This window comes from Pseudoalteromonas sp. A22 (assembly GCF_018141345.1).
Taxonomy (GTDB): Bacteria; Pseudomonadota; Gammaproteobacteria; order Enterobacterales; family Alteromonadaceae; genus Pseudoalteromonas; species Pseudoalteromonas maricaloris.
In genome coordinates, this window is sequence record NZ_CP047237.1 from 322,680 (window position 1) to 347,358 (window position 24,679).

At 43.3% G+C, this 24,679-nt stretch carries 8 protein-coding genes; 6 read left to right on the forward strand and 2 right to left on the reverse strand.

Annotated features, from left to right (window positions below; genetic code table 11):
• Positions 1-2 precede the first annotated feature (2 nt).
• The 6 genes from rdrA to GSF04_RS01395 all read left to right on the forward strand — a co-directional run bounded on the left by rdrA (position 3) and on the right by GSF04_RS01395 (position 11,184).
• The gene (gene rdrA / locus GSF04_RS01370) at positions 3-2,909 is read left to right on the forward strand and encodes an antiviral RADAR system adenosine triphosphatase RdrA (RefSeq protein ID WP_211857228.1); all 2,907 of its coding nucleotides are present in this window, start codon (positions 3-5) and stop codon (positions 2,907-2,909) included.
• Positions 2,906-5,416 (forward strand): antiviral RADAR system adenosine deaminase RdrB, encoded by a 2,511-nt coding sequence (rdrB, locus tag GSF04_RS01375; protein WP_211857230.1) that lies wholly within the window; start codon positions 2,906-2,908, stop codon positions 5,414-5,416. Before rdrA ends, rdrB begins: the two co-directional genes overlap by 4 nt.
• 197 nt (positions 5,417-5,613) lie before the next feature.
• A complete protein-coding gene (locus GSF04_RS01380; protein ID WP_211857232.1) occupies positions 5,614-7,950 on the forward strand; it encodes a TonB-dependent receptor in 2,337 nt (778 codons plus the stop codon).
• A 76-nt stretch (positions 7,951-8,026) separates the two neighbouring features.
• Entirely contained in the window at positions 8,027-9,154 is a 1,128-nt protein-coding gene (locus GSF04_RS01385) for an alkaline phosphatase family protein (protein ID WP_211857234.1), read from the forward strand.
• Positions 9,151-10,230: an alkaline phosphatase D family protein gene (locus GSF04_RS01390; RefSeq protein ID WP_211857236.1), complete on the forward strand. Its 1,080-nt coding sequence runs from the start codon at positions 9,151-9,153 to the stop codon at positions 10,228-10,230. Before GSF04_RS01385 ends, GSF04_RS01390 begins: the two co-directional genes overlap by 4 nt.
• Positions 10,231-10,428: 198 nt before the next feature.
• The gene (locus GSF04_RS01395) at positions 10,429-11,184 is read left to right on the forward strand and encodes a hypothetical protein (protein ID WP_211857238.1); all 756 of its coding nucleotides are present in this window, start codon (positions 10,429-10,431) and stop codon (positions 11,182-11,184) included.
• 301 nt (positions 11,185-11,485) lie between these two features.
• Here GSF04_RS01395 and GSF04_RS01400 read toward each other — a convergent pair whose 3' ends face one another.
• Complete coding sequence (locus GSF04_RS01400) at positions 11,486-23,278, reverse strand: Ig-like domain-containing protein (RefSeq protein WP_211857240.1); 11,793 nt, start codon at positions 23,276-23,278, stop codon at positions 11,486-11,488.
• Positions 23,279-23,517: 239 nt separating this feature from the next.
• Positions 23,518-24,585 (reverse strand): TIGR03032 family protein, encoded by a 1,068-nt coding sequence (locus tag GSF04_RS01405; protein ID WP_211857242.1) that lies wholly within the window; start codon positions 24,583-24,585, stop codon positions 23,518-23,520.
• Positions 24,586-24,679: the final 94 nt, after the last annotated feature.

A 24,679-nucleotide genomic window follows, 5' to 3' on the forward strand; every position in this document is an offset into this window, starting at 1 on the left:
CCATGAGCAGAAAATATAAATTAAATTTAGATAAAAATGAGTTCAGAGATGACTATATTGCTGGCAATAATCTAGATGAGTTTTGGCAAGACGATGCAAAAAATGCGCTGCTGAGTCGGTTAACAAATTGCTTAGGTGAAGCAAAAGAGTATCACTCATTTAGGCAAGGGAGCAGTAAAACATGGTTATCTCACAATGCTATTTTGGTATCAGGACAGCGCGGGACAGGCAAAACGGTATTTTTAAGAAACAGTAAAGCAATGTGGGAAAGCGCTCATTCAACTGGCGAAGATGAAAAATCACTGTATTTTCTTGATGTCATTGACCCCACCATGCTGATTAATGAAGACACCTTCGCCAATGTTGTCGTGGCGCAGATATACAGTGAAGTAGAAAAACAGCTCCTTAAACACACAGAGTTTGCATGCTCGAGTACAAAGCAAAACGACAAAAATAAGTTTACTTATGCGTTAAAAAAACTTGCAGATTCACTAGGAAAGTCTAGCGAATTTAACGGCTATACCGGTATCGATAAAATCCAACAATATAAATCTGGTATACATATAGAGTCTTTTTTTCATCAATTTGTTGAAATAGCGATCAACATACTTGGTTGTAAAGCCTTAGTGCTACCCATCGATGATGTTGATATGGCATTGGATCGCGCGTTTGAAGTTGTCGATGACGTCCGCAGATTATTAGGTTGTCCTTATATTATCCCTATTGTCAGTGGCGATATGCGTTTATATGAACATATGACTCACGTACATTTTGATGATAAGGCGTATAAAAAACACAAACACAACGAGGAAATAACAGAGGAAGGGTTGGCGGTTGCAAAAGAGCTCACAACAGCGTATCTAACCAAGGTCTTTCCCAATCAAATGCGTATTTCACTGCAGCCCATTAGCCGCTTAATACCTAACTTAACGATAGCCGAGCGCTCAAGTAAGGAGAATTTCCAAGAAACAACCGTTGGTGACTACGAAAAATTGTTGTTTCAGGCCTTTTACCCCTTATGTCATAATGACGAAGCGCTGCATCATTGGCCAAAGCCGGAGTCTTCACGGGAGCTGGTGCAACTTATCCGTTCAATTCCTCCTAGGTATATTAATAATACGCAAACATTCAGCCAATCAATAAAGCCTGATCTTCATACACTTTGGAATAACTTTATTATTTGGGCTGAGCAGAAAAAAAATGGTGTTGCCTTTACAAATGCCGACTCCTATCTAACGTTGCTCAACCAAAATAATAGTAAAGAGTTTAATATTCAGACATTATTGGCTTTTAATCCTAGACAACAAATTAATAAAGAATTATACCCATGGGCAAAGAAAGACTTTTATCAAAATCAATTAACGGTTCTTGAGCCACTAACACAACAAGCTCGCGCTTATAGTGGTAACAAATCCATTTTAGACTCAGTCTTCAAAGCTAACTCGCATACGCTAAGAGGTATGCCACCGCTGGAGTTTTACGACGAAAGAATATTTATTTCGCAAAAAGCCATAGTTAACGCGAAAGACAATCCAGAGTTCAGATTAATTGAAACAGAAGACCGTGGGGTTATCGAAATACCACTACATCAATTATTGTTAGATATTTATACCCACGGTGAAGTCTACTCATCCATGGCTAATACCTATCAATTTATCTTTTTTAGCCGAGCCTTTGAGTTAATTGCTTACTCCTGTTTAAAGCCTACAGCAGAGTTAACCATACTGGAGCGCAATATAGCGGCCATACTCAACCGCGTACCGTTTTATTCAATCTTTAGTATCAATCAAACCAAGCCTGTATTTGGTTCAACCGATCAGGAGTCAACGGAAGAAGAGCAGGCGCAGTTAGATGAGGACTCAGATAAAACGCTAAGTGCAAAAATACTGGCGATACAAATTGCTAACTGGCAAAAGGCACACGAAAATACGTTTAATACACTAGACAGTAAAGCTCTGGTGGCGCTGCTCTCGTATATGTTTAACAAAACCTTCACTGCTTTTGCGGTATTTAAGTACCAAAACTTACTCAAATCAGACCGCTATGACGATGAGCATTTATCTGACTTGGTTAATCGCTTTAGTTATATGTTAGTTAATTCAGCTTACACCGCTGGTATTCAGGGGGAGTCTATACCTGCAAACGTCGCAATCTCTAGTGAGTACATAATCTTCAGAGACCGAGCGAAATTTGAGAGAAGGGAACGTACATTAAGTCGTAATAAATCGTTTCTAGAAAAGGAAGCTGAGGAGAGTGAGCACTCCGTACTTGCACTTAACTTCTGCCGTGCCTTAGAGCAACATCCCGTTTTATTTGCATTTACCGATACACCGCAACTGAAATTAGGTAAAACACAAAGTAATAGTGCTAACACCAAAACTGCCAAAACTGCCAAAACGGCTTGGAATATAGATCCAGAGAATAACACAGGTTCATGGAAACCCAGTAAAAGTGCAGAAAAAAGCTCATTTTCGCCAGTGAGAAGTAGTAGAGCGACAAGGACTGATAATAAGTCAGCTGCGTCTATAGACTCAAAGAGCACTAGACATAATCCAGAAATAGAAGCACCTACAGAGCCTAACTCTATCCACAATGATCAAGATAAAACTAAGCCTGTAGATCCTAAAGTTATTATAAATAACAAAGAAATAGACCAAGCTATAAACGCGATTTTAAAAGGGTATCAGGCGGAAACGGGGGCAAAGCCCAATGTTAAAAGTCTGCAACTGTATATGCTTGAAAATGAGCCATTTGTTCTAACACACATCATCAATCCAGACTTTTCACTTGAAGCAGTACGTGAGTACGCTACAGCTAACGATTTATACACTAAAAAAGGCGAAATATCTGGCAGAAGCTCTGAAGGGAAAGTCATTCTAGCCCTAAGAAGCGCCGGAGCAATTGAATGATCTGTGCATCAGATAAGTCTATTGTCGCCGCAGCTGCGTTAACATCTGATCGGTTGCTCGCTTCTCCTTCTGAACATGGCTCATTGCTATCGAGCACCTCGACAAAGCCCACCACAGAAGCGCTCACTGCTGCGGTATCAGACTACCAAGCCTATACCCGCCATACACTTCGAAGTGATGACATTTATCATATGCTAAAGCTTAACTTTGTTACTTTTGACAACGAAGACTATGAGCAAGTATTAAGTCACCTCAGTGACTATTATTTACAGTGGCAAGGAAATAGATTTGAAGTTAAGCCCAAAAAGCTGGATCAATGGCTTGAATTATTAACGCTGCTTGACCCAAGCTGGGTAATTGCACAGGCTTATAAAGATTTATCCTCACGCCATGGCGTGAGCAAACATGATGTCATCAGCGCGATTACTCACACTCAATGTCCTTTCGCATTATCTAATGACAGATATGACAAAGCATATGCTGACAACCATGTACATTTGGGAGGTCATGGCTATATCGGCCCTTCTCTATTGGGGTTTGCACTTTATGGCCAACGCCTAGATGACAAAATTGTGTGGCCGAGGCGAGCAGAATACACCTTGTTTGAGAGCGGCGCATATAAAAAGCAACACCTACCAGCGTGGTGTCATCAATTAGGCACCACCTTGATTGAACACACTTTTAACTATCAGGCTTGCACTTTGCGTGAGTTTGACCCAAGCGAGGATATCGCCAAAATACACAACGTATTACCATATTTACACCAAGATAAAGCCGATCTGGTTACACAGCACTACTTTGTTGCCGCACACAATCGTTTTGCTCCATCGTCAAAACGCTGGCTACTCTTCTGTCTTGGGGTATTACACTGTGATAAAGCGCTTAGTCACCACATCAATGCTTTTATTCGTGTTAGCGCTATCTTTCGAAACTATATGGTGGTGTCGGGTGTCGGTTTAAGTCAATTCGTTAGTCACTCTCGCTTTCAGGCTCGCAGTAAACGAGCGCTTGCGTACCAAAGTCACAGTGGGATAGATGCACTCGGTGCAGATATGCAAAACACTTATCGTGAATTTAGGACTACACCGCAAGTACTACTAGGCACTGAGCAATTCCCAGCCGATCCAGAGTCCTTAACCCACGCACTGAGGGTACTATACGAATCTTCCTTAGCTGAACAGGTGCATTTTGTGTTGCACTTTACGCGCTCAGGTAATAGAGCAGATAAATACCAAGAACAAATTAGAAAAGCATTAAAAGCACAAGTAAACATGCTGCAAGCGTTTGCATGCTCAACGACCTTTTCAAGTTACGAGATAAAAAAGTTTGGTATTGCTGACAATACTTGCCCGCTTACTTTTGACTTGCGCAAGGCCATTCGCGGCTTTGACGTAGCAGGCAATGAAAATGAGCTACCGATAGAAGTATTTGCTCCCGCACTTCGAATACTCCGTCAGGCCAAATATAGTGCCTCTGGGATATTTTCAAACCGGATGCAGAGACCTTTTTTAACCGTCCATGCTGGTGAAGACTTTAGCCACCTCCTCAGTGGGCTGCGTGCAATTGATGAAGCGGTGTACTTTTGTGATTATCAAGCTGGGGATAGATTGGGACATGCGCTGGCGCTAGGTGTGCTACCCCGTAAATGGGCAAAGCGACAACGAGTTGCCTATCTCTCTATCGATGAGCATCTAGATAATCTCGTGTGGTGTTATCAAAAAGCCCTAGAAGTTGTTCAGCAAGTTCCTCAATTTACAGGTGTGCTGCAACTACTTAATGAAAAGATCCAATACTGGTCAGGGTTACTTTATGATGACGAATTTAGTTGTAGAGCGTTATATGAAGCGTGGAAACTACGCAGAAATTGCCCGTACGCTGTGCGCGAAACCAACTTGATGGAGCCAGGCTGGGCAGTTGACTTTGAGCAAGGTGAAGCCGTTAACAGTTCAAAAAAAGCGCTAGCGCTTTGGCAAAGCTACGTAGATAGGGACGTGCTTGCACCACATCAGCAAAAATCGGTAATGGTACATTGCATTCCTAAACCTGCGGAAGAGCCATTTGGCGTGGAACAAGGGATATATTTTGATTCTATTTCCGCAGCAGAGCTGGAGTTATATGAGGCTATCCAAGATTTACAAATGGAAAAGTATGCCGCTGATGAAATCATGGTTGAGGCATGTCCAACTTCAAATATTTATATTGGCCGATTCCATCATCATCATGAACATCCCATTTTTCGCTGGGATCCACCAGAACAAGAGTGGATCAAGGCCGGTGAAAAGTATAACCGCTTTGGCCTCAGAAAGGGTTCCGTTGCGGTATGTGTGAACACAGATGACTCAGCATTAATGCCTACTACCATTCAAAATGAACACAGGATATTGCAACAAGTTGCAATTGAGCATTATCAAATAGGTGTTAATCAAACCGAAGTTTGGATTGAAAGGATCCGACAAAAAGGTATCGAGATTTTCCAAAGTAATCACCTATCATGGTTAACCACATAATATTTATTCAGTCTCTAAAAGCATCTACTAATTTTAACCGATTTCCTTTGAATTTGTAGGTGCGACCTTCTTGTCTTAATTCTTTAAACTTTTATTAATTGAACGTTCAATAAAAATGGCCTGAATTGTCATAAAACCTCCCCATACTTGCGCCGACTCTTTCAGCGATCACAATTAACCTAGAATTTGGAACAATTATGAAAACGCAACGCAAGCTAAACCTGATCACTACCGCACTATTATCCACCCTAGCAATTAACGCCTACGCTAACGATGACAAGACTAAAGACGATAAAGTCATTGAAGAAGTTACGGTTGTTGGACAAAGTGTTTCCTTTGCAAATAACGCAACAAGTGATGAAATGAGCAAACAACAGTCTGCTATGACATCGGCTTTGGCTGTTATCGATAATTTACCTGGTGTACTCATCAACGAAGGGGATACATTTGGTTCTGACGACTGGTCAACCACCGTTTCTATTCGTGGCTTTCAGCTGAGTTTAGACGAGCAGCAAATCGGTATTACGGTTGATGGCATTGCCAATGGTAATTCAAACTATGGTGGTGGTGCGAAAGCAAACCGCTACATTGATACTGAAAACTTGGGTGCAGTGCAAGTATCTCAAGGTACCGCTGATATTGCCTCACGCTCCAATGAGGCATTGGGTGGTACACTTAACTTCACAACCATCGATCCCACTGAAAAACAAGGCTTAACACTATCTATCACCAGTGGTGACTTTGAAGCGCAGAAGTACTTCGCTCGTTATGAAACCGGTGAAATAATTGAGAATACCTATGCTTGGATCAGCGTTTCTAGCTCAAGTAATTCAGACTGGATCCAACAAGTCGCGAATAATGAACGCGACCATTTAGCCGCTAAAATAAAACACCAAAAAGGCCCGCTAACGGTAAAAGCTTATGCATCTTATGACGATGTGGTTGAGGCAAACTACCAACGTGTAAGCCAAGAACAATTTGAAGCAGATCCAGCATGGGATAGACTAACAGATACTATCACCGGCATTCCACACATAGACCAAGTATACCGCAATGGCTGGCGTACGCACCGCGAAAACATTTTCGGCTACATAGAAGCAACCTATGAACAAACTAATTGGGCACTAACGAGTAATGTCTACTATCACACCAATGAAGGTCGTGGTGATTGGGTTCCTCCCTATTTAGTTGATATCAACAACGACGGATTAAATCAGCCTCATTCAGAAGTAACAGGTACTGCGCCTTATACTGGCGGTAGTCCTATCGGACGCATTTACTTCGTTGATAGCGAAGGTAAAGCACTAAAACCAAATGCAAAATGTACCTCAAGCCTGACTTTCCCATACGGTGGTGCTGACGAAGAGTATGATCCGGCATGTTATAGTGCAGGCGCGATTCCGGTAGGCTCTTATCGACATACGCACTACGGTAAAGACCGTCTCGGGATCAATGCTGATTTTACTTTCTACGGCAAAATTGCCGATATGGATAACACCATTCGCGCAGGGTTTTGGTATGAAGACTACCAACGTGAAGAATGGCGAGATTGGCACAAGCGTATTGATGCTCGAGTCTCTGCTAATTTTGATCATACGCCATATTGGATCCAATATAGCCGTGAGTTTAATGTCGATACAACCATGCTCTACATTGAGGATGAATTAGACTTTGGCCTAGCTCGACTGCGTGTTGGCGCCAAAAAATTCTTGGTCGAGTTAGAAGGTGTCGACAAGTTTAGCGGTCAAAAAGTGGCGCTAGACTCAGACTCTGACACATTACTAAGCGCTGGGATCGTCGCCCCCATGCCAATCGAAGGTCTAGAATTATTTGCAGGCTATGCCGAAAACTTTGCAGCTATAAAAGACAACGTATTAGAACGCGAAGCCTCTGCACTAGAGCAAATCGAGCCCGAAACTGCTGAAAACATTGATTTAGGTTTTAGGTATTCATCTACCGAATTTAATGCCAGCCTGACCTATTATGATGTAACGTTTGATAACCGAATTAGTTTTATTGCTCCAGATTCACCAGATGGTATTGATTATCTGATTGGCACTAATGGTTCATATGTGAATGTTGGCGGTATCGAGTCGAATGGTTTTGAAGCTTCTGCAACTTGGTATGTAACCAACAGCTGGGGTATTTATGCATCATATACATATAACGACTCCACCTACACGGGTGGTTTGAATGACTTCCCGGCGGGTAACACAGTATTTGGCTCTGCAGAAGACTTAGCCGTTATTTCTATTGATTGGGCTGAGGGGCCATATTTCGCGGGTCTTTCAACGAAATGGGTGGGCGAACGTTACATGGATGCGAAGAATACTCAAAGAGTCGATAGCTATATGACTTCAGATTTTTATGCCGGTGTTGCGATTGATTCACCGCTATCTGGTGTTGAAAATATGGAGCTAAGGTTAACTATCAATAACCTAACCGATGAAAGTTATTTGGGTGGTATTGCTGGTCAATCTGCATGGATAGGTGCTCCACGCACCGCGGCTGTGAACTTTAAGCTCACTTTTTAATAATAAAACCAAGTAAATAAGGGCACTTCGGTGCCCTTTTTACACCGATACGCCCTAATGTGGATTGGGAGATAAAATGAAGCGTGCAATGTGGTTATTCATACTCACTTTTAGTGTATTTACTCAAGCAAAGCAAAGTGATCCGAACCTTATTCTGGTCACAATAGATGGTGTTCGATGGCAAGAAGTGTTCTACGGATTGGATAATCAGTTAGTTACCGATAAAGAATCAACAAGCGATCCAAAAGCGCTAAATGCACTTTTTCAAGGGCACAACGCTCAACAGAGCCGTGAAAAGCTAATGCCATTCTTATGGCAATACGTGGTCGAAAACGGCGTCATTCTCGGCGATAGAAAACAAAACTCAACAATGCGAGTTTCCAATCCATGGTATTTTTCATACCCGGGTTACAACGAAGTAATTACTGGTATTGCCGATCCCAATATTGACTCTAATGACAAAAACCCGAACCCAAATATATCGTTTCTAGAATGGCTGCAATCTCAACCTAGTTTCGAGCCAAATCTTGCCGTGTTTGGTAGCTGGGACGTGTTCCCTGCGATTTTTAATCGTGAAAGGAGCAAATTGCACATAAATGCTGGATTTGAAATTGCAAAACACACAACTAATCCCAAGCTGCAATTTTTAAATGAATTACAAGAGCAAGTTCCAAGCCCTTGGTCCTCTGTGCGCTTAGATGCCTTTACGTATCAATATGCAAAAGCCTATCTTCAAACCCAAAAACCAAGAGTGATGATGCTAGCACTTGGCGAGCCTGACGATTATGCGCACGGTGGAAACTACGACGAGTACATCAAAGGTATTCACCGCGCTGATAAAATATTGGCCGACTTATGGCAAACCTTACAAACAATCCCCCAATACAAAAACAACACCTACCTACTTATTACCACCGATCACGGTCGAGGTATGGCTCGTGAGGATTGGAGACACCACTCATCAAAAGCAGCGATTAAAAAGAACTACCCCAGCATGCTTGAGAAGCAGCCTGAGGGGATTGTAGGTTCTGAGCAAGTTTGGTTTGCAGCAATCGGACCCAAGATAAAAGCCAAAGGATTAGTGATCCCAAAGCAAGAGCAAACCTTGTCGCAAGTTACCGCGACTGCACTTCAATTACTCGGACTAAACCCTTCTACCTTTAACCCCAAGATAGCACCGCCGCTTGAAGGCATAGCGCAATGATCAAACTAAAACGACCTAAACTCGCTGAGCGCAAGCGTTTCACTTACCTAATACTATTTCCTTTAATGGCGTTTGTTGCAATGAATGTGTATGCCTATGAGCAAGCCCCTTTGTCAACAATTCGCTTTGGTTCATGCTCTCATCAAGATAAACCTATGCCTATATTAGCGGCAATTAATAAAGAGAACCCTGAACTATTTATCTTTCTTGGAGACAACATCTATGGTGACACCACGGATATGGATGTGCTTAAGAAGAAATATGAAAAGCTTGACGCAAACGCGGGTATACAGGAATTACGGCAACAATCTCAAGTTATCGCCATTTGGGACGACCATGACTACGGTGAAAATGACGCAGGTTTGGAATATTCTCAAAAAGAAGCCTCACGAAAGATCATGTTAGACTTTTGGCATGAGCCTGCAAACTCTTTGCGACGCACTAGAGACTCCGGAATTTATACCTCGTATGAATACGGCCAAGGAAATCAGCTCATTCGTGTCATTATGCCCGACTTGAGATGGAACCGTCCGGCGTTAACGTCAGTATCAAAATCAGAGTACGACAACAAACGTAAGCCAAAAAATAGGGGACCATATAGCCCGGTTCTAGATGCGAGTATGCTGGGTGAGCAACAGTGGCAATGGCTTGAGTCTGAGTTAAAAAAACCTGCCGCCATTCGAATTATCGCCTCTAGTTTGCAATTATTACCCGAGTTTACGGGCTGGGAAGCTTGGGCCAACTACCCTACTGATAGAGCACGCCTTCTGAACTTCATCACGCGCGAAAAACTTGGTGGCGTTATCATGATTAGCGGTGATACACACTGGGGTGAAATTTCGAAGGTAGTACATCAAGGCTACCCTTTTTGGGAAGTCACCAGCTCGGGGCTTACAGAAGAGTGGAAACAAGTCAGCCCAAATCAACATCGAGTATCTGGGTTTACTCATGATGTGAACTATGGATTCATCGACATTGATTGGTCTCAATCAGATCCCACAATCACAATCGGCTTAAAAGATGTGGAAGGTAAAGAAGTGATGTCAAATATCCTCAAGCTATCTGATATTCAATAAACACCGCCAGTTAAATCAGATACCTCCATTGTTTCTTCATATTTACGCAATAATATGACAGCGTTTTTATCTAGGAACATGGAGGTTCCCTTTCTACTTTGCATCACCACAAATTGTTATAAATTGTTAAACCCTATTCTAGAAACATTAAAATAGCGCTACACTCTTTTTGCACATATTGAAGAAAAGGAAATATTCGTGAAACGAGCCAGCGTTTTATCGAGCTGCATTGCTTTAGCATCACTAATTGGTTGTTCAACTGAATCAACACAATCAGATGTCGTAAAAACAGAAGGAATCTGGGCGGATATTCGTGTTACTTCAAATGATGAAGGCTCCCGAGTTGTTACTGAGTTCAATTTAAACAGTAGTTCTGGTGCGAACGTCATTCTTTCTGATGGTGATAGTGTTAGAGCAACACTCGGTAATGAAAGGAAGATATTGGTAAAAGATCACGACCTATTCGATGTCGATTATCAAGGTTACTTTACAGCAACTGCAAAAAATTCTGAGCTAACACTTGAGTTCATTCGTGATAAAGAGAATGAAAAATTAACCTCTAGAGTGAAACTTCCTGCACCAATAAAACTTTACGCTCCAGTTTCTGAGCAATTTAACCGTAATGATGACATTTTGGTCGAGTGGAGAGAGGAAAGCGACATCAATACCAAGCTTTTTCTCGAATTTAAATCGTTTTGTACAAAGACGACTGGCGACTCAAGCCTTATAAGCTTCGAATCTGAAATACTAGAGTCTGGTGGGCAATATAAAATTTTATTGAGTGAATTAACAGGCTTTGATGATGACACACTGGATAAAACAAAGCCATGCGACACGACTGTAACATTGTTCCGTACCCGAAAAGGCGCTATCGATACCAAATTTAAATCCGGCAGTCGAATAAATGCCATTCAGGAAAAACAATCTGAAAAGTTCCAAATTACTCTTAACTAGTTAATTTCAATAACTTTCCCCCTCTTCTAAAAGTTATTTTAAAAAACTAATTAAGAGTAAACATAGCCCAAAGCTCTCGCAAGAGAGCTTTTTCTTTAATGTTTATCCCATCCCTCATATGTACTTTCCAATTGTACTTTCCGATTAAAAGCAGATGAAGATTTCCAATAAGTTATTGAAGAAGCTTGCCTCGCATCAAAATGTCTCCATCATGAAACACACTGGCACTGGGTGGCGTCCAATATAAAAAGGCCTCAACATGTAGTTGAGGCCTTTGCAATGCTAAAACTTGTAGTTAAACTTAAAACCGATAGCTCAAATTCAGTGCTAAGTCGTTTACATCATTTGCAGAAATAAAGTAGTGGCTAAAATCAACTCCTAATGTCAAAGCTTCACTGAGTTGATAATGAACACCACCGCCTATGTAACCGCTAGTACCGCTGTCTTCGTAACGAGTGGAAAATCGACCATCCCGAACGCTATTGATCTTGTAATCCCAATTAAACGCACCCAAGAACATTTTACCAACAAATTTATCTGCAAATGATGTTGAGTAATTAAATTGTAATGCAGGACCTTCAGGCAATACCGGGGCAACTCGCGCCAGAGCCATTTGGCTTTGCTCAGGATCCGCACTCAAGCCGGTAAACTCCACACTTCCTTGACCAAGGTCAATATAGCGAAGTCCTACTTGCCAATTAGGGACTAATTCATAAAACGCCCCTATTGACCAACTACTGCTGTCTTCATCTAAATTGACGATGTTTAAGTCTGAAGCGTTAATCTCACTATCTGCTGTAGATTGTCCGAGTGTTGCCTCCAACTGCCAATTACTCGCCTGTGCTTGTGTGCTTATTAGACAACTCGTGCTGACCAATGCAAAAGCAGGCAAAAGTGATTTTTTACGGCGCAGTACCAGCGCACTAATTAATAACAACAACATGCCTCCCATAGTCCCTGAGGACTTGTTAGTTACAGAGGTAACTTGTTTGACTGATACCGTAACGCTTACCTGGCCCTCAGCCATAGCGCCAAATTCATCTTTAACAACATAGTTAATTGTATCAACACCTTCAAACCCTGCTTTTGGTGTGTAACTCAGCGTGCCGTCAATATTAATGGCCACAGCACCTTGGCTTGCCGTTGCTGAAACAATGCTTAACACTCCGCCTTCAGGGTCGCTATCATTTGCAAGTACATCGATAATGATTTGCGCACCATTTGAGGTTGCCGTATCGTTCGCAACTTGCGGTGGTTGATTAGCAATAATGGAAACAGTCGCCGTACTATTACTCGACCCACCCTGTCCATCGGTCACACTATACTGAATAGTCGCATTGCCTATAAATGCCGCTGGTGGCGTATAGTGCAATTGATTGTTTTCGATACTAACAACACCGAAATCGACACTCGCACCCGTTATGGAAAGTGTATCATTGTCACCATCCGTATCGTTTTCGAGCACATCAATTATAATTGTTTGACCAGAGACAATTGTCACACTATCAGCATTAGCGACAGGTTGTGCGTTATTTGAGATTGGTACTGCAATGCCACCTGGGTCGACAATACTGCCATTGGCAATACCATCATCATCATTTGGACCCCCATCAACAATACGTAGTTGCACACACCAATCACCATCGCTAAGGCCTGCGGTCCATTCGTTGCTTCCTGGAGGAGGACAGAAACCTGGCTCACCTTGAGTTGAGAGTAACTCGTTACCTTCTCCAATCACAAAGTCTTGCCACTCACCGCCAATTAATTTGCGATAAACCGCATTAAGTGGGATAGGTTTGCGTTGTGGTAAAACGATACTATATACATCACCGGGTTGTGGTAACCCCGTCGCAATAAAGTCGAACAAACCACCTGCATTATTGGCATTGGGATCTGCAGGCAGCTCTGACTCCAACAACTGTAGACCACCCGTATTATTTTGTGGCACAGTAGCGCCTTTACGTAAACATACACCTGGGTCACCTTCAACCAAGAACTGGCTAGATTCTAACGCTTGTTCTTGCACCACATTACAATCAGTGATCGCATCCATGAAATCAGGAATACCGTCTTCGTCCTCATCGGCATAGCCTTCTTGATCATCCGGAATTAAATCACCGTCACTATCCTCTCCGGTCAACGGTGCTAGAGAATCAACAATTTCTACAAAGACATTGCGAGATGTTGACAGACTTGGCGTCGCATTATCTTCAGCCGTAACCCTTACTTTATAAATACCCGCAGCGACATTGGCAGGGTTAAACTCAAAGATAAATGGATCATTGGATGTATTGACTAGCGCCGCATCCGGCTGCCAGCTGACACTCACAAGATCATTCGGGTTAGGATCAGCAACTATAGCCTCTATGGTAACCACTTCATTAGAAGCGGTAATTAAGCTACGCTCTTCACCATTTTGCTGCACAACTGCCGATAAACTTGGCGCCACATTTTGCTCAACAATGGTTACTGTTGAAGTAGATTTAGCCCCTCTGTTTACTGAGTCACCGAGGGAGATCACAATGGTTTCGTTATCTTCACTTATACCATCAGCAAATATATTAAAGCTGATGGTAGCACTAGTGCCTGAGCTTATTACCACTTCACCCGACTGTAAGTCATGATCACTGCTATCCGCTGAACCCGAAACGGTATAAGGTACGGTTACAGGGTAACTTGGTGCAGGGCCATTTAGATACACCTTAATCGAGTGACTGCGATCTTCTGCAACTCTACTATCTTTTTGCAGTGACACCAGAGGGTTGACGTTAAGATTCTGGCTCGCAGTGGCTTGTTGTCCTTGATTATCCGTTGCCTGCCAATAAACAATGTGTTTACCAGGCGCAAAGATAGGAATTCCTTTGACTAAAGATACCGGTAGCGGATTCCCTGAGCTATCTGATGCGACCGCAGTACCAAGATCCACTTTGGTGAATAAACCTGTTGCGTTCACGGTTAAGTCACTCGGAGCAGTAATTGATGGCGCATTGCCCGTGCCCGTACCATTAATCGTGATACTAGCATTTGCCTTTGCCCTCGCTTTACTATCATCTTCAATCAAATAAGTAACGACTATTGGTACTTGTGAGTTTTGCACAGCTTGGTAAGTCAAGGTGTTATTGGCTATGAACGCAGAACCAATTGAGGCTTTAGCGCCGATAATTCTGAGCGTTCCGCCATCTGGGTCAGTATCATTATTTAAGACAGGAAGCACATACTGATTGGAAGCCACAGCATCGAAGGTGAAGCTGTCATCAACGGCAATAGGTGCATCATTTACGGAAGTTACTGTCATCGCGACTGAAGCCGTATTTGACTTAAACTCACCGTCTGACACTGTGTAAGTAAATACATCAGAACCATTAAAGTTCGGTAATGGTGTATAGCTAAACACAGTACCTTGAATTTGAACTACACCATTTTGTGGCTGCGACACTAATTCCATTGTTAATGCATCACCGTCGGCATCACTAACCTCTGCCGAGAAGCTCGTAGTACCATCTTCAAGCACCGTTCTTTGCATGTTGTTTGCTACCGGCGCAGCATTAACCGGCTCAACATTGATTTCAAATGCCGGTAAGCTTGCTTGTAATGCTCCATCACTAACACTCACGATGATATTACTGTAAGTGCCCACATCATCTCTAGTCGGTGTCCCCGCCAAATTACCTGAGGCCGTATCGAAGCTTGCCCAAGCTGGTAAATTGGTTACAGAGAACGTCAATGCTTGAGAGTCCACATCGGATGCTGTTGGCGTAAAGCTGTATGCTTCGTCTTGTTTCACAGTTGTTGATGGCGTACCTGAGATAACTGGTGCGTCATTCACAGCATTCACCACTATGCTAAACGCAGGCAAGGATGCGTCAGCTTGACCATCCGACACCGTAATCACAATGCCGCTATAAGTACCGTCTTGCCCTTCACTTGGCGTGCCAGTAATCGCGCCTGTTAAATCGTTGAAATTCGCCCAACCTGGCAGGTTCGCCACACTGAATGTTAAACTATCACCATCTGTATCTAATGCCGTCGGTGTAAAGCTGTATGCAACATCTTCATTGACAGACGTCGCTGGAACTCCAGAAATAAACGGCGCATCATTTACTGATGTCACTGTAATATTGACTGTTGCTGCATTCGACACTAAACCTTCGGCATCTTGTACCGTATAAGTAAAGCTGTCATTTCCGAAGAAATTAGCATTCGGCGTATAAACAATATTACCTGTCGTTAGTATTTGCAGTGAACCGCCTTGAGGCTGACTAACAATTGCAACACTTGCGGCATTGAGCTGACTATCTACGTCCGTGTCATTACCCAATACGTTGATTTCAATGTTGCCATCCTCAAGTAATTGAGCGGTGTTGTTAACAGCAACTGGCGCATCATTAACGGCTGTGATATTGACTGTAACTGTTGCAGGATCAGAGCGCAGCCCTTCACTATCTTCGATGGTGTAAGTGAAAGTCAATGTACCATTTTGGTCTTGTTTCGGTGTGATCGCGAGCACCCCATCCGAACCAACCGTAACAGTAGCAAGGTCGTAGTTTCCTGCACCATCGCCTTTATCTTCAAGCGCCACATCCGAACCATCAAAACCTTGATCTTCAACATCAGAGTCATTTGCAAGAATTGCCAATGTTGTTGCAGTATCTTCGTTTGTTGTTACCGTGTCATTTCCTGCCACAGGTCGGTCGTTTACAGCACCAATATTAACGGAAATCGTGGCAATATTTGACTTACCACCTTCACTGTCAAGAATCGAGTAAGTAAAGCTATCACTCCCCGTCTCATTAGCATTTGGCGTATAAGTAATGGTGCCATTATTCAAGTCTATTGCCGCTTGGCCTTTACTTGGCTGCGACTCAAGCGCAATAGTACCAGTTGGGTTGGTATCTTCGACATCCGTTGCACTTGCTCTAATCGCTAATGCTGAAGTTGGCGTGTCTTCATCGATATTCGGTGTAAAGTTAGCCGCGACTGGTAGGTCATTTACCGGCGTTATAGTAATACTAACCGTTGCCTCGTTTGATTCAGCCTGAGTCGAATCTTTAACCGTATAGGTAAATGAATCCGAACCATTGGCATTGGCAGTAGGTGTAAAGGTTACTACTCCATTATTAACGCTTAACTGCCCCTTAGTCGGCTGAGTTTTAATCGTAACCGATGAAGCAACCATATTGTTTTCAGGGTCACTATCATTGGTCAGCACATTCACCGAGTTAGAAGCATCTTCAAGCGTAGTCAGCGTATCGTTCACAGCCGTTGGTGCATCTTCAATTGCATTCATATTGATTGTTACGGTGTACACCGGCGAGCTGGCATTAGCGCTGTCTTCAACATGATAGGTAAAGCTATCGGTATGATTCTCACTCCCCCCATGAACATAGCTAAAGCTACCGTCGGTGTTGAGGGTTAACGTACCGTATTGCGGATCTGTGTCTTTCACTATCGTTAGACTGTCGTTGGAATCAAGATCATCGTCACTCGCAAGCGACAGTAAGCCATTGTTGAAGTCCCGCGTTAATGTTGCGCCTTCATCTATAGTGAAGCTAGTGCTTTGCCCCGTTGGCGCATCATTGGTATTAACTACTTCAATATTAAATGCTGTGAGTGTATCGCTATCCGTTCCGTCGCTCACCGAAATTTCAATATTAGAAGTCGTGCCAACATGAGAGTCATCCGGAGTACCTGAAAGTTTACCCGTTTGCGTATCAAATGTTGCCCAACTTGGTTTATTCGTAATACTAAAGGTATGGGTATCGGCTGTGTCAGAATCAGTCAAGGTCGGCGTAAAATCGTATTCACTGTCTTCATTGACGCTCGTTGCCGGTGTGCCTGTGAGCACAGGGGCAACATTATACTTTTTAGTGACGGTGTCAGTTACTGCACTCGATTCATTCCCAGCGTTATCAGTTACAGTAACAGATAACGTCAACGTTCCTTCGTTTAATGAAGTGACATTAATTCCGGTCTCTTGGTGGGTGGTACCCGTTATAGATATTGCACTTGAGCTCGTTACAGAACTGCTACCGTCTGAGATTTCATAGGTAAAACTACCCGCTGATTCCAAACCCGTTAATGTGAAGCTAAATGCAGTTTCATTACCTGCATTGATCAAATCTTGGTCAATCGCAGCTGAAATCCCACTTGGTGCTGAGTTATCTAGCGTGACTGTCGTGCTCGCTGCGCTTGAGGTATTGCCAGCAGCATCACTTTGCGATGCTGTTACCGTCAATGTGCCATTGTTAAACGTGCTAACATCAAATTCTGAGCCACTTATTGTCCATTCGCCGGAACTATCAGCAGTGACAGTACGATCCAAACTATTTGCACCGTCATTGATAGTGACAACTACACTATTTCCAGCTTCCGCTCCCGTTCCTACTATCAAAACATCATCATCTTCTGATGCATTTATTAAACCATCGCCTTCTATAGGCGTTGTGATCGCAGGCGCTGACGGTGCTGAGTTATCCAATGTGATCGTGGTGCTTGCTGCACTTGAGGTATTACCTGCTGCGTCACTTTGAGTAGCTGAGACCGTCAATGTGCCATTGTTAAACGTACTGACATCAAATTCCGAGCCACTTATAGTCCAATCCCCTGAGCTGTTCGCAGTGACCGTTCGACTAAAACTATTTGCACCGTCATGAATAGTAACAGTTACACTATTACCCGCCTCAGCGCCCGTTCCTACAATCAACACATCATTATCTTCCGCCGCATTGACTCGGCCATCACCTTCAATTGGTGTCGTAATTGTCGGTGCAGAAGGTGCTGTATTATCGAGTGTAACAGTCGTACTTGCTGCACCAGAGATATTTCCTGCTGAATCTGTTTGCGTCGCCGATACAGTTAATTCGCCATTACTAAATCCACTAACATTGAACTCACTGCCACTGATAGTCCAGTTTCCGCTACCATCGGAAGTTACATTTTGATTCAGCGTTGCTGAACCGTCAGTAATACTCACGCTAACAGTCACGTTAGCATCGGCACCAGAGCCAGCAATCAAGACATCATTGTCTTCAGCGGCATTAATTTGACCATCTCCCTCAATTGGAGTCGTAATACTAGGCACTGAAACACTCGTATCAATGACCATTGATAAGCTATTGCTATTGGTAATATTACCGGCGGTATCCGTTGAGCGCGCTGTGATTGCGTGCGTACCACTGGTCATCGCCGAACTAGGAGTAATAGTCCATGCACCTCCCGCAGCTGTGGCTGAACCAACAACGCCATCAAGATCAGAAATTAGTGTCACTGTGTCGCCCGTAGATGCACTTCCTGTGAATGTGGGCGTTGTATCATTAGTAATGTTATCTGCATTTGAGGAGCCGGTATCACTACCAGCGGTCAGATCTGGCGTGCTTGGTGCGGTAGGGGCTGTATTATCGATCGTTACGCTTAAAGAACTAGAGCTACTACTTACGTTCGTGCTCGCATCCGTGGCGGTCGCAAAAATCGAATGTGATAACCCAGCAGTCAACGGATCCGTTGTAATTTGCCAATTACCACCAGTTGCTGTGCCAGTACCAATGACCGTGGTACCTCCGCCTACCTGATCACTATATAATTTAACCGTCGCCCCGCTCTCAGCAGTACCACTGAAGGTTGGTGTGGTGTCATTGGTAATGTTGTCTGAGCTTGAAGCCCCGGAGTCTGAAGCTGCATCCAAGTCTGGTGTCGATGGCGCATTTGGGGCCACGTCATCGTTGACTGTTATCGTGAATGACTCTTGGTAACTTGCGGTTCCATCACTCGTTTGAATACAAATAACATAGTCACCTGGAGATGTTGATGCTTGCGTTTGTAACGTATCTCCTGAAAATTGGAAACTGCCGTTACCCGAATTTGCGCTACATGTACCACCATCGCTACTGCCAGCCGTAACCAAGCTATAGGTATGACTGTCGCCACTTTCCACATCTGTGGTGCTGGCTGTCGCCACGTCCGCAGCAGTTCCGGTATTCGATTGGTCTATGCTTGTTGCTGTCAATGCAATATCGGTAGGGGCATCATTTACAGGAGTAATAGTAACTGCGGCCTGATTTGTACCAGTACTGTCTGCCGTACCATCATTAAAGGTATAGTTAAGTGTTACAGATGAGCTTGGATCCTCAGAGCTGTTACCGTAACCAATTGATTGCAGCACATTATCCACTAGCGCGGAAGTAGCACTGCTGTTGAAAGTGAGTACGAGTGTGCCTGCAGAGTTAGTGGTGACTGTACCTATCTCAGTGCTATCGTAACTTAACGTGCCCCCCTGAGTCAGCGTACCTAGTAGCCCAGTGTTACTAAATACATCTTCACTATTAGCACCACCTGAACGTGAGATTGTTAGCGACGCACCATCATAGTTACCATTTCCGCCACTCAGTGCGTCAAGCTCAGTATCTGCAATGGTTACATCGCTGTCTATCGCAATCGAAGTGCCATTTTCAGTAAAGGTATTACCACCATTTAAATTACTAAAGATAGGCTCATCATTCGCAGCTTCAAAGGTGATCACTGTATCACTGCCAGAGTCAGCGACCGTAAACGCAAGATCGTTCCCTGCGGCATTCGAGAGCGAAATACTTATTTCTGGGTTAACAAAAGTAGTAGCGTTGGTGTCCACCTCCAGCGTACTAGTACCATTAAAGCGAATATTGCTGGTTGATAATCCTGTTACGCCTGTAATTGTTATCTTATCTCCGATGCTAAGATCGGCTATTGTGTCACCATTTAAGTCACTTTGAGCACCGACAAAATTATCATTACCATCGTTACCTGTCATGGTATCTGTACCGCCGCCAGGACGTATAGTGTCTGCGCCACTACCACCTGTGATAGTATCAGACCCATCCAAATCTGTTGCTGTTATTTCTAGCACATCACTAGAAAAGGCAGAAGCGTCTATGACTAGGTCAGACGTGATTGCACTGCCGCTGGCATTTGTAACCGACACCGTTTGACCGTCGGCATTAAAGTTATCAGTAAGGGTGATCGTTGCTGCGCTATTGGTGCCAATTGAAATGCCTTCAATAGCTGAAACCGAGGTGGTCGAGAAGTCAAATTCCCCACCATCCATGAGTTTTAATGTCTCACTACCCGCCGCCCCTGAAATCGCTGTTGCAAAATCACTCAGATTGGCCGTATCAATCGCAACAGTTGCACCACTAGATAGACTGAGGTTTCCTATATTGAAGAATCTACCTCCAGTTACATCCGCACCATCTGACGCTAAAACAAGATCTGCTACGTTCGTGTCGCCAGTTAAATCGCCAGTATAGGTGCTACCACCGATATTGAAGGTAATTGCATCATCGTTCGACGTTGCTGAAACATCAGTGGTACCGTTACTGATGGTAATAGTCCTAGTATTGCTAGAATCGTCACCAACACTATAAACTTCAACTGAAGAGAAAGTGGTGATATCCCCATCACCAGAAATATTGATAGTTTCTGATCCAGCTGCTGAAATATTACCAGTAAAACTTTCATGTTGAGCTACTGTCATGGAAACAGACGCGCCGGAGGCTATCGTTAAATTACTGACCGCGTTTATACTTGCTGCCGTAATATCAGCACCAGAACTTAAAGACAAAGTATCGGCAGTGGTATTTTCGCCCGTAATTGTTCCAGTATAGGTAAGCGAACCTAAATCGAAGGTGATTGCATCTGAAGTTGAGGTACCGGTAACAGAATGACCTGCACTGCTCACGGTCACGGTTCTTGAATTGGTTGAATCATCAGATAAAGTATAATTTTCAAGCGCAGAAACCGTTGTAATATCGCCATCACCAGAGACAGTTAGAGAATTAGTGCCATCGCCTGAAACCGTACCAGTAAACGATGATAACTGAGATACTGAAACTGTTGCAGAGCCACCAGTTGCTACAGAAAGGTTTTCAAAACCGCTTACTGACGCGCCTGCGATACTTCCGCCATTACTGATTGAAAGCGTATCGGTACCACTGCCTCCAGCTAGCGTACCAGTAGCTGTGAATGTACCGACATTTACGGTGTCATCACCACTACTGCCTGTTACGCTTTGCCCAGCAGCGCCAAGCGTAAAGGTGTTAGCCGCTGAAAGTATGTAAGTTTCAATTGCACTGTTACCCGTTAAACCATCACTCACATCACTGATAGTGATGGTTTCTGTTGCCGCTGCTGTGATTGTTGAGAAGCTGTCATGCTGCGCTTCCGTCATAGTGACCGATGCATTATCGCTTAAGGTCAGTGATTCGAAACCACTGAGTGTAGCACCACTGATATTTGCACCATTATCTGCTTGTAGAGTATCTGTGCCTGCGCCAGCTACGAGCGTACCTGACGGCGTAAACCCGGTCACATTAACCGTGTCATCCCCGCTGCTACCCGTCACGTTTTGTGCCGCCGCTCCCATGGTAAAGTTCATTGCAGCGCCTAACACATAGGTTTCGATATCGCTATCACCGGTTAGGGTTTGATCTCCATCCGCACTAGATATTGTAAATTGGTTTGTACCTGGGCCATTAATGGTAGTAAATGCGTCATGCTGTGTTTCGGTAAGCGTTAAAGCACCGTCATTATCAGGAGTTAATGTTTCGAAATTAGCTAGTAACGTAAAGTTAGCTAGATTAGAGCCAGTTACTACAGATAAGGTATCAGTTCCCGCGTCCCCATCAGCAGTTGAACCAGCAATATGGCTAGTATCAGCAATAGTCAGTGTTTCATCGTCACTCGTAAAGGTAATTGCTGGAGATAAGTTTGCGCCGTTTGTTGTATTAAAACTGGCTGCGGTACTGCTTGCTGCAGTGACATTACTCACGGAAATAGTCGCTGTGCGAGAAGCACTATTAACTGTACCATCATTTATAACAACAGTGACAGTTCTTGCGGTTTCATTGGGACTACTGGAGGTATTGTTGTAAGTGACTGCCTGTAAGAAGGTTTGTACTTCTGCTGCGGTTGCCGTTGCGCCAGTGATAGAAATTGTATCTTGTAGCGAAATATCAGAAGAACTCGAAATTCCCGTCAATGCATCTTGAGCGGATGCACTAACATTCAGGCCTTCAGATGCACCGTCTTGATCGTTGGTAAGACTTACTGTTATGGTGGTGATTGTGTCGCCATCAGGCTCAGTTACACTCGCATTTGGAGCTATGCTAACCGCACCACCACCTTCAGAAAATGATGCACTGCTATCGTCACTACCACTCGTTGAATCTAAATCAACAACTGGAGCAGCGTTTGTTGCCTCGACTGTCGCCTTGACTTGAAAGCTATAGGGGTTTTCGTCTGAATCGTTATTATTAAAAGAGACTGTTGCTATCTGTTCACCGACACTCGACGGATCTAATGTTACTACAAACGTTGTACTACCACTTGGTGAAATACTGCTGGAGGGTTGAGTAGTCACACTAAAATCAGAAGAACCAGAAATCGAGACCAAAGGTGAGCCGCTCAGCGTCAGATTCCCAGCTCCTGAATTACTAATAGTGAAGGTTCGGGCTAAGTTAGCATCATCTGAGGTATGTGTGCCGAAATCGGTATGATCTGCTGTTGAGGGTGTCGTATCTCCGTCGTCTATAGTCTGGCTATTGCCTGTTACGTTTACCTCAGGCGTCAGAGGTGTTGAAGCACAGTCTTCATCAGTTGAGCAGGCTTGTCTATCATTTGGACCACCATAGCAAAAACCGCTATAACATACACCGTCAGCCGCGGTATTGATTTTTCCTTTAGTATCGTTATCCCCGATAAAAGACTTATGATTATTTGAAAACAGCTCAAGCTCTTTCATCACTTGTTTTAATACAGGGCTATGACGGTTTCTAGCTTTTGAGCCCGCCAAAAAATCATCGAGATCAAACTCAACCGAAGGCTCTAAAGGCTCACCTATCTGCGCACTGGAAGCTTTTTCAGGATGTTGATAACTAGACGTTTGCGCTGAGCTAGTCACACTATAACCCGCGGAAAACCCCATTAAAGCAAATGTAAGTACCTTACAACCATTTAAATGAAGGATGCGTTGATTGTTCTCTCTCCAAGTTTTTTTATCATCAGAATGTAAAACTTGGCTAGTCGCGGTTGTGATCTGCGAAAAATTAAAACTCGAACGATTCATACTGGTTCCCTAAAACTCCCTGCATTAATGCAGTACTGAAAAATAAACTAACACGCAGAAAGAAAAGCAAAGCCGTCATTCCAGTTTTGCTTCTAAATGCCAAATATTTTCAAATAACCAACTAAAAATTGTAATCCGATCAATATAATTATTCAATTACATGCAATTACACTGAATTTCTTATTTTGTATCGAAATTAAGAAGAAGGTGCAACCTTACGAGTTGCACTGAATTTTGACTTAACTATAGACGATTATCTCACTTACTTCATTCTCATCCATCTCAAATATTTTAGGGAACCGTTCGCCTTTTATTATCGTAACATCGTAAATTTGATCTAATACTCCAGAAAAGTTTAGTGTGGCGATTTCTTCTCCACTTCTAAGATCAAAAGCCACAATACCGCTTGATAGCTCATCAGTGATCGACAGTAACGGCATATCACTAAAACGCTTACTACCGTCTCGTGCACCGCGTATTTTCGAGAGACCAACAAAACCGAGCTTACCAGTCAAAGTAAGTCCTCTTGTAAATCCGTTTACTTCAATCACTTTTTTGAGCCCGCGTACATCCCAACACCAAACGCTTCCGGTACCTGACTCACAAAAATACAACGAATCATTATGCCATTTTGGGCTATGTGGCAAACTGAGCTCGTTTGCAATTACCTTCTCATCACTAATACGCATAATTCCCCCAGTAAAACTGCTTTCACCCTGCCAACTAAGCTGACTATCTAAATCGCTAAAATATGAAACAAACTCAGGCTTGCCACCTTTCATCGCCATACCGTTTAAGTGGCAGTGGTCTTGCGCAACTAATTCACTAATAAAAGGGGGTCGCCAAACAGACTTAAACTGTTTGCCAGTTTCTATTGTTGCGATACAGTTGAAACGCGTATTAACTAGGTATATGGATTCGCCATCATTGGAACCTCCAAATGCAACATCATGAGTATCTAAAAAGCCCGTGACATGTGTTTGTACTGGATAATAAAATGAGTCATGCTTAGTCTCTAAAGACTGCAAAACTGGGTGTTCATGTGGCTTTATTACTCTGTCATATCGCAATAATTGTGCATAGGCTGCAAAAGCCATTTTAGTTTGTGAAGCATTAACAGCAACGCCCAGCACTCGTGGCATTCTCACCACTTGTAACTGAATTTCACAACCATCGTTCGAACTGATAATCAGCAATCCATCTAAGTTATGACTTGATACGAGAATAGTAGAACGCATTGCGTGTAATAAGGCAGGAAAACGTTCGCAATATTCGATGCCAAATGATAGTTTAGTCTCTGCCGTCATATCTAGATCATTAATATTTATCAATAAGATAGATGAAAATGTATAATATAGTTACAGTTACCGCTACTGATTTCTTCCTTTTCGCAACATATTT